General features: G+C 64.2%; 10 protein-coding genes. 6 read left to right on the top strand and 4 right to left on the bottom strand.

What is annotated here, in order from left to right; genetic code table 11:
• Nucleotides 1-64: 64 nt before the first annotated feature.
• The gene (locus VGH68_RS29435; protein ID WP_331607266.1) at nt 65-3097 is read left to right on the top strand and encodes an FAD-binding and (Fe-S)-binding domain-containing protein; all 3033 of its coding nucleotides are present in this window, start codon (nt 65-67) and stop codon (nt 3095-3097) included.
• 43 nt (nt 3098-3140) lie between these two features.
• Here VGH68_RS29435 and VGH68_RS29430 read toward each other — a convergent pair whose 3' ends face one another.
• The gene (locus VGH68_RS29430; protein WP_331607265.1) at nt 3141-4058 is read right to left on the bottom strand and encodes an AraC family transcriptional regulator; all 918 of its coding nucleotides are present in this window, start codon (nt 4056-4058) and stop codon (nt 3141-3143) included.
• A 198-nt stretch (nt 4059-4256) separates the two neighbouring features.
• Here VGH68_RS29430 and VGH68_RS29425 point away from each other — a divergent pair, with 198 nt between their 5' ends.
• Entirely contained in the window at nt 4257-5159 is a 903-nt protein-coding gene (locus VGH68_RS29425; RefSeq protein WP_331607264.1) for a DMT family transporter, read from the top strand.
• A 223-nt stretch (nt 5160-5382) separates the two neighbouring features.
• Nucleotides 5383-5640: a hypothetical protein gene (locus VGH68_RS29420; RefSeq protein WP_331607263.1), complete on the top strand. Its 258-nt coding sequence runs from the start codon at nt 5383-5385 to the stop codon at nt 5638-5640.
• 115 nt (nt 5641-5755) lie between these two features.
• Here VGH68_RS29420 and VGH68_RS29415 read toward each other — a convergent pair whose 3' ends face one another.
• From VGH68_RS29415 to VGH68_RS29405, 3 genes are all read right to left on the bottom strand, one after another.
• Nucleotides 5756-7486, bottom strand: coding sequence for an FAD-dependent oxidoreductase (locus VGH68_RS29415; protein ID WP_331607262.1), 1731 nt, complete (start codon nt 7484-7486; stop codon nt 5756-5758).
• Between the two features lie 113 nt (nt 7487-7599).
• Nucleotides 7600-8592 carry a DedA family protein/thiosulfate sulfurtransferase GlpE gene (locus tag VGH68_RS29410; RefSeq protein WP_331607261.1) on the bottom strand — a complete coding sequence of 331 codons (993 nt, stop codon included), beginning with the start codon at nt 8590-8592 and terminating at the stop codon, nt 7600-7602.
• Between the two features lie 396 nt (nt 8593-8988).
• The gene (locus tag VGH68_RS29405) at nt 8989-9240 is read right to left on the bottom strand and encodes a hypothetical protein (RefSeq protein ID WP_331607260.1); all 252 of its coding nucleotides are present in this window, start codon (nt 9238-9240) and stop codon (nt 8989-8991) included.
• A 714-nt stretch (nt 9241-9954) separates the two neighbouring features.
• On the opposite strand from VGH68_RS29405, the gene VGH68_RS29400 reads away from it, so the two are divergent.
• From VGH68_RS29400 to VGH68_RS29390, 3 genes are all read left to right on the top strand, one after another.
• Nucleotides 9955-10221: a hypothetical protein gene (locus tag VGH68_RS29400; protein WP_331607259.1), complete on the top strand. Its 267-nt coding sequence runs from the start codon at nt 9955-9957 to the stop codon at nt 10219-10221.
• Nucleotides 10222-10779: 558 nt separating this feature from the next.
• Nucleotides 10780-10995: a hypothetical protein gene (locus tag VGH68_RS29395; RefSeq protein WP_331607258.1), complete on the top strand. Its 216-nt coding sequence runs from the start codon at nt 10780-10782 to the stop codon at nt 10993-10995.
• 418 nt (nt 10996-11413) lie between these two features.
• Entirely contained in the window at nt 11414-11713 is a 300-nt protein-coding gene (locus tag VGH68_RS29390; RefSeq protein WP_331607257.1) for an H-NS histone family protein, read from the top strand.
• The last annotated feature ends 888 nt before the right edge of the window (nt 11714-12601 follow it).

Here is a 12601-nt window from a genome sequence, read left to right as displayed (position 1 = left end):
TCGAAGCGGGCGCGGCCGAGAAGCCGCAAGTGTCGACGAGCATGGGCGTATAGGAACACCGACGATGACGAACCCCGCCTCGGGCTTGCTCGTCAAGCCGATCCATCTGGTGCCGTCCGCCGCGCGCGCGACGAGTCCGCTCGCGCAGCATCTGCGCAAATCGTTGCGCGGCGACGTGCTGTTCGACACGGCGAGTCGCGGCCGTTACGCGACCGATGCGTCGATCTACCAGATCATGCCGGTCGGTGTCGTGGTGCCGCGCGATCAGGACGATCTGCGTATCGCGCTCGACATCGCGCGCAGCGAGAAGGTGCCGCTGCTCGCGCGGGGGGCGGGCACGAGTCAGTGCGGGCAGACGGTCGGCGACGCGTTGGTGATCGATACCAGCAAGTGGCTCAACAATATCGTCGCGTTCGATGCCGATGCGCGCACGGTCACGGTCGAGCCCGGGGTCGTGCTCGACCATCTGAACGCGTGGTTGAAGCCGCATGGGCTGTGGTTTCCGGTGGACGTATCGACGGCCGCGCAATGCACGATCGGCGGGATGGCCGGTAACAACTCGTGCGGCTCGCGCTCGATCGAATACGGCAACATGGTGCACAACGTCGACGCGATCGATGCGATTCTCGCCGACGGCAGCGAAGCGCGTTTCGGCTCATTGCGCGAGCCGCCGCAAGGCGAGCGGTTGCAGCAGATCGTCGCGGGCGTCACACGAATCGCACAGCGCGAACGTGATGAAATCGTCGCGCGGGTGCCGAAGGTGCTGCGCCGCGTCGCGGGCTACAACATCGACCTGTTCGACTGCCAGAATCCGCGCGCGTATACCGACGACGGCAGCGCGAACCTCGCGCATCTGCTGGTCGGCTCCGAGGGCACGCTCGCGTTCAGCCGGCAAATTACGCTGAAGCTCGCGCCGTTGCCCGCGCACAAGGCGCTCGGCGTCGTCAACTTTCCGACCTTCCGGCAGTCGATGGAGCTCACGCAGCACATCGTCAAACTGAAGCCGGTCGCGGTCGAACTGGTCGATCGCACGATGATCGATCTCGCGTTGAGCAATCCCGCGTTTCGTCCGGTGATCGAGAAAGCGCTGGTCGGCGACCCGCAGGCCATTCTGCTGGTCGAGTTCGCGGGCGACGATCGCGACGCGCAGTTGGCGTCGCTCCGGGAGCTCACCGAACTGATGGGCGAACTCGGTTTGCCCGACGCGGTTGTCGAGATGCCGGGCGCGAACGCGCAGAAAGCGCTGTGGGAAGTGCGCAAGGCCGGGCTCAACATCATGATGAGCATGAAGGGCGACGGTAAGCCCGTGTCGTTCATCGAGGATTGCGCGGTGCCGCTCGAACATCTGGCCGACTACACGAGTCGCTTGACCGACGTGTTTCATCGGCACGGCACGGAAGGCACGTGGTACGCGCACGCGAGTGTCGGCACGCTGCACGTGCGGCCGATTCTCGATATGCGCCGCGATGGCGCGACGAAGATGCGCGCGATCGCGGAGGAAGCGGCCGCGCTGGTGCGCGAATACAAGGGTGCCTATTCGGGCGAACACGGCGACGGTTTGTGCCGTGGCGAATGGGTCGCGTGGCAATACGGACCGCGACTGAACGAGGCATTCAGCGAGATCAAGGCGCTGTTCGATCCTGACAACCGCTTCAATCCCGACAAGATCGTGCGTCCGCCGAAGATGGACGACGCGCGCAACTTCCGCTTCGCGCCAGGCTATCGCGAACAGCGGATCGACACGGTGCTCGACTGGTCCGCGTGGAACGTCGAACGCGATCCGCTGACCGGCGAGCAAAGCGCGCCCGGCAGCGGCGACGATCTGAGCGGCGGTCTCGCGAAAGCGGTCGAGATGTGCAATAACAACGGCCACTGCCGCAAGTTCGACGCGGGCACGATGTGCCCGAGCTATCGCGTGACGAAGGATGAGCAGCATCTGACGCGCGGGCGCGCGAATACGCTGCGACTCGCGATCTCGGGGCAACTCGGCGACACTGGCCTCGCGAGCGACGACGTGAAGGAGACGCTCGATCTGTGCGTATCGTGCAAGGGCTGCAAGCGCGATTGCCCGACCGGCGTCGATATGGCGAAGTTCAAGATCGAAGCGCGGGCGGCGCGCGTGAAGCGGCACGGCTTGAGTCTGCGCGACAGGCTGGTCGCGTTCATGCCGCGCTATGCGGGCGCGGCGAGCCGCGTGCCGGGGCTGATCGCGCTCGCGGACAACCTGCCGGTGGTGTCGGCGTGGTTCAAGCGCTCGGTCGGCTTTGCGGCCGAGCGCAGCTTGCCGCGCTTTAAAAAGCCGTTCCTTGCCGGTGCGGTGTCCGCACGGTTCACGGCTCAGGCCACGCGAGCCGCGACGCTCAAAGAAGTCCTGCTCTTCGTCGACACCTTCAATAACCATCTTGAGCCGGATAACGCGCGCGCCGCGCAACAGGTGCTCGAAGCGGCCGGCTACACCGTGCACTTCAATGTGCGGGACGGCGAGCGGCCGGTCTGCTGCGGGCGCACGTTTCTCGCCGCCGGCCTGGTCGATGAAGCGAAGCATGAAGCGCGGCGCATGCTGGATCTGTTCAAGCCGTTCGTCGAACGCGGGGTGCCGGTGGTGGGACTCGAGCCTTCCTGTCTGCTGTCGTTGCGCGACGAGTTCCTGCAGTACGGCTTCGGTGACGAAGCGCGGCGGCTCTCGGAGCACGCGTTCCTGTTCGAGGAATTTCTGGTGCGCGAGGAAAAGGCCGGCCGCCTGCAACTCGCGTTGAAGCCGCTGCCGATGCAGCAGGCGCTGGTGCATGGCCACTGTCATCAGAAGGCGTTCGACGCGTTCACGCCGGTGCAGACGGTACTGAAGTGGATTCCGCAACTGAAGGTATCGACGGTGGAATCGTCGTGCTGCGGAATGGCGGGGAGCTTCGGCTACGAAGCCGAGCACTATGCGACCTCGCGGGCGATGGCCGAACTGTCGTTGCTACCGGCGGTGCGTGAGATCGATGGCGATACGGTGATGGTCGCCGACGGCACCAGCTGCCGGCATCAGATTCACGATGGCGCGGGTGTCGAGGCGATCCACGTTGCACGCGTGCTGGCGTTGGCGCTGCAATGAGGAGAAGGTAACCGAGCCGCCGACGCGGACGCCGACGTTTGGTTCAGATCCCGAGAACCTGCCGATAAGCACCGGGCGTCACGCCTGCTGCTTCGCGAAAGCGATGGCTGAAGTGGCTGGCATTCGCGTAACCGCAGTGCTCGGCGATACGCGCGAGCGGCAGCGAGGTCGTGCGCAGCAGCGTGCGCGCGCGGTCGATCCGCTGTCGCGCGATCCATGCGGCGGGCGGCAAGCCGAACGACTCGCGAAACATCCGCGCAAGATGAAATTCCGACAGCGCCGCGACGCCGGACAATTCGCCGAGCGTGAGCGGCTGCGCGAGATGGGCGTCGATATAGTCGCGTAAGCGGCGGCGCGTCGCGGCCGACAACCCGCCCCTGAGCGACACGCTCGGGCGCCGCACGCCTTGCCCGCGCAACAGCAGGCTCAGCACTTCGTGCGCGGTCTCGTTGGTGCGCAGCACGCCGTCAGGACTTTGCCAGTCTTCGTTGACGAGCGACTGGCACAGACTCGCGATGCGCGGATCCTCGAAATAGGTGCGATCGGCGAGCGTCAGTTCGCGCGGCTCGCGGTCGAGTTCCTGCACCGCGCGGCGCGTGAAGTGCTCCGGCAGGAAATACAGATGCATGAAGTGCATGTGACCGCGCACCCACCAGCGCGATTCGTGATCGCCTGGCAATGCGCATAGCCGTGATGGCGCACCGTAATGGCCAGGCATTTTCTGGCGCTCGGTGCGATAGCCGCCATCGAGATAGCACGAGAGCGTGTGATGGCCGGGCCGCTCGTAGACGGTCTCCGCTACCGTCGTGTCGCGCGTCCACAGGGCGATGGCAAGCCCGTCGCCGAGCCAGCCAAAGCGATCCAGATTCGCGTTGGCGCTGGCAAGCGTGTGACACACCGACTGCAGCCCGAACGGCGTGCCGGCGGCGGATATCGCGGGGATCGGCGGAGTGGCGTTCACGGCAGCGGGCGGAAGTCTTTCGAAGAAATGGCTGAGCGGCCAGTATACGGCGGGCCTCGCGTTACCGCGCGTCGCCGCGAAAAAGTGCGCAAGCCTGGACAATCGCGCGCGGCCTCGCCGTCGCATAGTGGGTATTTCATCATTGCCGCCTGCCGTTGTCGTTGGTGATGGCGGCGGTCACTGTTTGAAGGCCCGACCATGAATCTTCTGCTTTATGCGTCCACCGTGCTGATCTGGGGCACCACATGGATCGCGATCAAATGGCAACTCGGCGCGGTGCCGCCGCCGGTTTCGATTGCGTGGCGTTTCTGGATCGCCGCGCTATTGCTGTTCGCGCTGCTGCGCATCATGCGCCGGCCGATGTGGCCGCCGCGTGCCGCGTGGCGCTTTCTCGCCGCACAAGGCTTCGCTCTTTTCTGCCTCAATTTTCTGTGCTTCTACTACGCCGAACAGATCGTGCCGAGCGGTCTCGTCGCGGTCGTGTTTTCGACGGCGCCGCTGCTGAACTCGATCAACGGCCGGCTGTTTATGGGCCGGCCGCTGCAACCGAGCGTGATCGCGGGCGCGTTGCTGGGACTGGTCGGCATCGTTTGTCTGTTCGTTCAGCAGATGGCGGGCCACCTCGGCGATCACGCCGCTTGGCTCGGGCTGGGCGTCGCGTTTCTCGGCACGATGTGCTTTTCAGCGGGCAATCTGTTGTCGAGCCGGATGCAGTCGATGGGCCTGCATCCATTCACGACCAATAGCTGGGCGATGTTGATCGGCGCGGGCATTCTGACCATCGGCAGCATTTTTGCCGGCTATTCGTTCGCGCTCGAACCTACCGCGCGCTACCTCGGCGCGCTGGCTTACCTCGCGGTGTTCGGCTCGGTGATCGGCTTTACCGGGTACCTGATGCTGGTTGGCCGCATGGGCCCCGAACGAGCCGCGTACTGCACGGTGTTGTTCCCGATCGTGGCGCTGGCGGCATCGACGATCTTCGAGGGCTACCGCTGGTCCGCGCTCGCGGTCGTGGGTCTGTTGCTCGTGGTGGCGGGCAATCTGGTCGCCTTCGATCTGCCTCGGCGGATCTTCGTGCGGCGTGCGGCGACGAGATCGTGAGCGGGCGGTTCACGGTGGCATGTGCAATCGATGAATCTTCGGAGCGTCGGCAACATCAGCGATTGGTCGGCGTGAACCTCGCACGCGAAAATCGCGAAGTACCGCTGATCGCCTTGACGCGGATCGCAGTCACGTCGAACACGAATAGACGGCAGCGCATGATCGGTATATAACAACGTGACCGTGTTGTTTATCGATGCATTTACAGGAGCGATGTTTCATCATGACGCAAGACATTCCTCCCAAGCCGCCTTCTGACAATCGTCCCGAAATCGAGCACCTGGATGCGGCGCTCAGTCACGTCAATCAGCAAGTGTCGTCAGGCGGCATTGCGTCGGGCGCGGCGAAAGGGATCGTGTACAGCCTGATCGAAACGCTTGGCGCGCTGGTTGGCGACCCCGATCTGCCGGAGCACGCGCGTTCGGGTTACGAAGGATTGCTGGAAGCAGCGCGCGAGTTGCGCGCGAAACTGGAGCGTTAGAAGACACGTGTTGCGACGTTGCGCCCGTGTCGCGGGTGTTGAAAGAGCGCGTTGTGCGAGTCGAGCAAAGCAGAACCCCAAAAGTCGGACGCCGACTTTTGGGGTTTTTTCATGCTTACGCACCCAACGCCACGGCTTCCCCGGCCGATGCCGCCAGCAACTGGTGAATCTGCGCGACCACCGCCGCGCCTTCGCCGACCGCCGCGGCCACGCGCTTGGTCGAGCCCGCACGCGCATCGCCGATCGCATAGACGCCTTCGACGGTCGTCGCCAGATCGCACGCGGTGGCCGAGCCACTGTCGCCCGCACCGGTCAGCACGAAGCCTTTTGCGTCGAGTTCCACACCGCACGTGCGCAGCCAGTCGGTGTTCGGATCAGCGCCCGTGAAGAGGAACAGATGCCGCGTGTCGAAGTGATCGACGCCATCGGGCAGTGGTTTTTTCAGCACGACCGACGCGAGCCCCTCTTCGTCGGCATGGAGTCGGCCGACTTCCGAGTGCGGATGCACGAACACGTTGGGCAGCGAACGAATCCGGTCGATCAGATAGCGCGACATCGTCGCTTCAAAACCACTGCGGCGAATCAGCACGTGGACCTTGGCCGCATGCGTGGCCAGATAGACGATCGCCTGTCCAGCCGAATTGCCGCCGCCCACCAGCACGATTTCCTGACGCTTGCATAGCTTCGCCTCGACCGGTGACGCCCAGTAGTAGACGCCGCGTCCGTCGAAGCGGTCGAGGCCTTCGAGCGCGGGCCGCCGGTACACGGCGCCGCTCGCGATGACGATCGTGCGCGCGCTGATATGTCCGCCGCACTTGAGTTCTAGCCGGTACGGCGACTCCGCGCAGTGGAGTGCCTTCACGTGAACCGGAATCGCGACGCGCGCGCCGAACTTCTGCGCCTGCACGAACGCGCGGCCGGCGAGGGCCTGGCCGGAGATGCCGGTCGGAAAACCGAGGTAGTTTTCGATCCGTGAGCTTGCGCCGGCCTGGCCGCCCGGCGCGCGGCTGTCGAGCACGATCGCCGAGAGCCCCTCGGAAGACGCGTACACGGCGGCGGCAAGGCCCGCTGGTCCCGCGCCGACGATCGCGACGTCGTACACGTAGCTGTCGTCGAGATCGGGCAGCATCCCGAGGCGGGTCGCGAGTTCCGGCATGCTCGGATGACGCAGCACCGAGCCGTCCGGACAGATCACGAGCGGCAGGTCTTCGCGCTGCGCGGCGAACTGCTCGATCAGACGCAGCGCGTCTTCGTCGCGCTCGTCGATCACCGAATGCGGATGCGCGTTGCGTGACAGGAAGCCTTGCAGCAGCACGAGCCTCGAGTCGCTACTGTTGCCGATCAGGATCGGACCGCCCGAGCCTTTTTCGATCAGCGACACGCGCCGCAGGATCAGCGCGCGCATGATGCGCTCGCCGAGTTCCGCTTCGGCGACCAGCAGCGCGCGCAGCCGCGCGGGCGGAATCAGCAGCGTTTTGACCGCACTGGTCGCGACGCCGTTGACCAGTGCCGGCTTGCCCGACAGTTGCCCGACCTCGGCCAGAAAGTGTCCAGCCCCATGTTCGCCGATCACGACCTCGCGGCCGATGCCGTCGCGTTGATAGACCTTCACGCGTCCTTCGAGCAGCACGAACATACCGGGGCCGGGGCGGCCGGTCTCGAACAGCAGTTCGCCGGACTGCCAGTGGCTGATTTCGCCGAAGCGGCGCATCCGGTCGATCTCCGCGCAAGTGAGCGCGGGAAACATCTGGTGCATGCGCGTCGACAGCGTCGAAAACGGCGCATCCGCAACCACTGCCTGCTGTCCTTCTACTTCTTGAGTCGGAACTTCCTGAGTCGAAAGCATTGAACCGCTCCTTCGATGTTCATTGCCAGATTGAACGGGAGATAAAGCAGCGCGCTGGCGTTGCCAACGCCGCGCGCTTTGAACGGGCGAGGCGCCCAGACGCCGCCGTGACGCTAGACGGCCTTGGGCGCGATGTCGTCGACCGCGACTTCCGGCGGCGGCATATGGGGCAGCGTGTCGACCGGCTTGCCTGAATCGCGCCAGGCTTCCATGCCGCCGCGCAGCGGCAGCACGTCGGTGAAACCCGCCTCGTTTAACTGTTTCGCCATCCACGCGGCGGAAATCTCGTTCGGGCAGGAACAATAAATCACGAGTTTCTGATCGTGCGGATAGGTGGCGACAATCTCGTGAAGTTGCCGTTCGTCGGCGAATTGCGCGCCCGGAATCACGAACGGATCGAGTTTGCGCTTTTCCTCTGAACGGATGTCGAACACGACCGGCGGCTCGCCGGCCGAGAACAGCGTCGCGAGTTCATCGACCTCGATGCGCGCGGACGCGAGCTTCGCGATCAGCTGACGGCGGCGGATCCACCGGTACACCGCGTACAACAGCAGCAGCGCGACGACGACGAGCGCGGCGGTACGGCCGAGCCGTCCAGCGATCGCGAACAGCATGTCGATTTGCCGCGCGAACAGCGCGCCGATGATGAGCCCGGTGCCCGCCCACAGCGCGGCGCCGAGGCCATCGTACGTGAGGAAGGTTCGGTAGCGCGTGCCCATCGCGCCCGCCATCGGAATCGACACGATCGACAGGCCCGGCACGAACTTCGCGACCGCCAGCACGCGCACGCCCCAGCGGCCGAAAAAGCGCTCGGTCTTTTTCACGCAGGTGTCACGCGAGAGCGACAGCCGGCAGATCGTCTTCAGCGTGTTGCCGCCGTAAATGCGGCCGGCGAGATACCACGCACTGTCGCCCAGCAGCGTCGCGAAGATCGCGAGCACGAGCACCGGCATCAACTGGGTGCCGACGGAGCCGGGGTGCATCGCGGCCATCGCGCCGAACAGCACCAGCGAGGGCATCGCCGGCACCGGCAGCCCGAGCGCGGCGGCCAGCACGTTGACGAAGACCAGCGCGGGCCCATATTGCTCGACGAGGTCATGTAGCATCGGTTTACATCCGCGGCCCTTGCGGGCGCGGTGCGGTAAGGATCGCCAAGGGGAATGCAAGGATTATGGACGTATTTTTGAGACGTGCAAACGGCCCGAAGATACGTGCGCTCCGCTGGCCGCGGTTCGCCCGACAGGCGGGCGGGGAAACCGTGAGCGTGTCACGCCGAAGCCGGTCAGCGCACGCTTGGCAAAGAACGCGGCGGCGCTGCTAAATGCCGTAGAAAGAGCCCGATTGGCGGGGTGTACTGAACAAAGCGGCGTCAATCGATGCGCGCGTCGATGCGCGCGGGCGGCGCAGACGCGAACAATGCCGCAATCTGCGTCGATGCCCGGCACGCCGGGCACCGGAAAACGGGCAGCGCGTGCGGCAGTTGCGCCGGCGCGCCGCCAATGTCATGAACGATGGTTGTGCTGCTCGCCGGGCAACTCGGCGCCGTGGGCGCGGATCGCGGCAATCAACTCCGCTGGCGTGATTTCGTAGCGCACTTCGCGGTGAATGCCCGGCTTGCGCTCATCGACTTCGATCAGCAGGATGGCTTTGCCGTCTTCCGACGATTCCAGCCGCAGCGAGCGTAGTTCGCGCCCGGTTGCGTCGTCGTATTCGGTGAGCAGGGCCATTGACCCGGAGGACCCGGTGATGCGCATCGAGGTTGTCCTTCTTCCGTTGTTGATCGAACCATTGTACGGGCAGCAAGGCGCGCCGTCTGCCGCGCGATGACGCGACGCTGTGCGCGATTGCGTGCTGCCGGAGCTTTGCCTGGTAACGCTCGCCGCTGCAGCCCCGCGTGCAGCCTGACGATGAGTTTAACGCGACTCCCGGCGACGTCCGATGCATTTTTCGTGCCCCGCACGGCACGCGTTGCGTTGCACGTTGTCATGCCGCTGACGCGCGCGCACGGTACGCGCGCACGGAAAACAGCAGCGGCTTGTCACCTCGTCATGGCTCGACGTCGTTCGATGGATACACGCGCGCCGTTGCGAGCCCCTCCCGAACTTCCTCACCTAACTTCTTCACCGGTTGCGCGCAAAAAATGGCCCGTCCTGATCGGGGCGGGCCGTTTAAACGCCGTTGTTACTTGGGTCAGCCTGCCCTTACACCGATGGGCGCTGACGGTTTTCATCGTCTTGCTTCAGTCGCGCGTTGTCGAGGTGGGAGTAACGCCGATCTGTCAGAACAAAGCGGTTGGGGCGGCTCGACATGGCTCCAGGCAAGGCCTGCACAGGTGCGGTGATCGGCAGGCGCGTGGCGCGCGCGCCACGCTCGGACCCAGCCCGTCGCGCAGTACACGTGGGCACGAAAAACACCGCCTGCGTGGCACAATCGGGAGATCGAACAACAAGACGTGATCGGGGCTTCCAATGAAACGCAGTCTCTCCTTCTTCCTGCGCCACTCGAGTTTCATTCTGGTTGCCGGCGCGATGGCCGTGCTCAGCGGTTGCAGCAGCAGCCCGCCGTTGTTCCTGTCGGATGGGCGGCCAACCACGCTGGTGCAATGCCCGGCCGGCTCCGATTCCTGTGCGCAGCAGGCCGCGGCCAGTTGTAACGGCGCATACGACGTCGTGCGCCAGACGAGCGAAGGCGGCACGCTGAACCTGATCTACGCTTGCCGCGCAGCCGCCAAGTAGGTGCGGTGGGCAGTCGCGGCGCGCCCGCGCGTCGTCCATGCCAGAGGCGGCACGTCCTCTTTCTTTTCTTCGCAACGGCGGGCGCGGGCCTTGATTCGCTGCGCGGCGCCTGCCGCTTGCCGACTCCCGCAAATGCGTTCAATTCGAACGCTCGTGTCATTGCGACAAGCGCATAGCCGTCATAAAAGTCTGTGCCTAATAGTCGTCCGATAGCCGGTTACCATGCATATCGGATTTAGAGACGGCGTTATGAAGGCTTTTAGTCGCACGTTCGTAATTATTTTGCCGCGCTCATGGTTCGATAATCGCTAGCCGTTTTCGCTGTCGAACGGAGTCAGTGCGGAAACCAACGGAACGCGAACTTCGGCGGCAGTAGTCTTTTTAGACCGTTGGCGATTTAACCTTGGCAAGCAGATTTTGCTGGACTTTTCAGACGTAGCAAAACGTTCAGGAAGGTTTTTCCGCTCCCGGTGCGGGTACGGTGGCCTTCGTCGGCTACCGCGCGTGCATGCTTTCGATTTTGCTTCGACATTAATTCAATACAATCCGGGGAAAGCAATGAATCATCAGCAACTCGAAAAAGATATCGAACATCTAGAGCACGTGATCTCACACATTTCCGCACAAGATCGTATTCCGCTCTCTTACTGGCGCAGCCGCATCGAACTGGTTTCGGGCGCGGTTATCGTGCCGGCGCAGGCAAGCCGCGTCAAACGGTTGAATGCCGCGCTTTGCGCGTTGGAGAAACGCGAAAAACCCGAATCTCGAAACTGAATGCCGGCAATAAGGAAGTCCGGTTGTGTAAGTTCAAGCGGGTGAGTTGCATCGCGCGTCTGCGTAACGCCGCTGCTGTCGCATCGCTCGGTAGATCCGACGCGCTGCAATTTCCTGACGTCCGCGCGGCGCCGCATGCTGGCTCTCGGACAGATGATATGCGCCGGGGAGCGTGTTCGGCCTCGGCGATCGACCCATTCCGATGGCCATCGACCACGAACGCCGCCGCTATGAGCATCGACGGTCGAAAGCGCCGTTCGCCAAAACGTCGTGTACATAGTGCGCGTCCCCCGCGGCCTGCACGGAAGCCACCGCATGCATCCGTGCGTGCGATTCACTATCCTGTGAACTCGTCCTCTGATAGTGTCCGCACAACTCAGTTCGTAGTAATTCATCCAATCGATGGGAGAGCACCGGCATGGCCTCGTACAAACAATTGACCGCGCAACTCGAAAGACTTCATAAGGAAGTCGCAGCGGCCCGCGAAAAGGAAGTCGCACAGGCCATCGCCGAAATCAGGCAGAAAATCGACGAATACGACTTGACCGCCGAGGAACTCGGTTTGACGAGCAGCCCGCGCAAGCCGGGCCGCAAGACGGCTTCGGCGTCGGTGGCGAAGTATCGCAATCCGAAGACCGGCGAAACGTGGAGCGGCCGCGGACGCTCGCCCGCGTGGCTGGCCGGCAAGAATCGTGAGCGCTTTCTGATCGACGGTTGATGCGTGCGGGGCCTTGTCAAACGGTCATCCGACGGACGCGCGGCGGTCTTGAAGTGATGCGCGATACCTTTGCTTCGCACCGTTGCGCAGGTCCCGAAAAACCTCACCTTTGATCCGCGTCCGCGGATGGCCAGCGACTTTTGTGATCTGCCACGAGCTCGTGCGCTTGCTTCGGTGAGCCAGGTTTTGACGCGCGACGCACCGATCATGTTATCTGTGGCCGGTCTCGTTCGCGCCCGCCCGCGCCGTATTCCGAACCCGCATCGGCCTTTGCTGGCGGGCGTTTTCGGGCACTTCCACACTTTTTCAGACGTCAGCCCCGGCCTGCCGGCAGCCGTACGCAGCCTTTGTCGTTGACCGGCACCTGCTCGGATTCGCGCTTTGCCCGCCACAGCAGGTGCGCGACCGACGTTCGCGATCCTCACCTTTGGCAGTCATCCGACCGCCGTCGCTGCAAGTCCCGAAAACGCTCACCTTTGGTGAATCCGGCGATCGGGGGGCTGCCGTCGCGTGAGTTCGGACCATCGTGCGGAAGGACGCGGGGGCCGCCACCGATCGAGCGGCAAGACATGCGTCAGCGGCCGCAACCGCGCCGCACGTGTATCATTCGCTCCTTGCGCTGTTCTGCGCTGGCGATTCCCGCATGGTCGAAGCCTGGCTCGCGACGTCGTTCGCAGTCCATTTTCGACGCGGCGCGCGCGCCGGCCGATGCGAGCTCTCGCCCGACTCCCGCAGCTCGACGCCGCCGCGCGACGCGCGGCATACCGGCCGCCCGAAAGGCCGCCGGGATCAGCCTGAACCCCTTTCCGTGACCGCCCGACCCGATGTCAGTCTCCGAACTCAAACGCCGCCGCACGTTCGCGGTCATTTCCCACCCGGACGCGGGTA

Source organism: Paraburkholderia sp., assembly GCF_036488505.1.
Classification (GTDB): domain Bacteria; phylum Pseudomonadota; class Gammaproteobacteria; order Burkholderiales; family Burkholderiaceae; genus Paraburkholderia.
This window is presented reverse-complemented; position numbering and strand designations above follow the sequence as displayed.

Coding starts and splice junctions, on each gene's coding strand:
- VGH68_RS29405 (WP_331607260.1), bottom strand. CDS start 9,240: ATGCGCATCACCGGGTCCTCCGGGTCAATGGCCCTGCTCACCGAATAC.
- VGH68_RS29435 (WP_331607266.1), top strand. CDS start 65: ATGACGAACCCCGCCTCGGGCTTGCTCGTCAAGCCGATCCATCTGGTG.
- VGH68_RS29415 (WP_331607262.1), bottom strand. CDS start 7,486: ATGCTTTCGACTCAGGAAGTTCCGACTCAAGAAGTAGAAGGACAGCAG.
- VGH68_RS29420 (WP_331607263.1), top strand. CDS start 5,383: ATGACGCAAGACATTCCTCCCAAGCCGCCTTCTGACAATCGTCCCGAA.
- VGH68_RS29395 (WP_331607258.1), top strand. CDS start 10,780: ATGAATCATCAGCAACTCGAAAAAGATATCGAACATCTAGAGCACGTG.
- VGH68_RS29390 (WP_331607257.1), top strand. CDS start 11,414: ATGGCCTCGTACAAACAATTGACCGCGCAACTCGAAAGACTTCATAAG.
- VGH68_RS29400 (WP_331607259.1), top strand. CDS start 9,955: ATGAAACGCAGTCTCTCCTTCTTCCTGCGCCACTCGAGTTTCATTCTG.
- VGH68_RS29410 (WP_331607261.1), bottom strand. CDS start 8,592: ATGCTACATGACCTCGTCGAGCAATATGGGCCCGCGCTGGTCTTCGTC.
- VGH68_RS29425 (WP_331607264.1), top strand. CDS start 4,257: ATGAATCTTCTGCTTTATGCGTCCACCGTGCTGATCTGGGGCACCACA.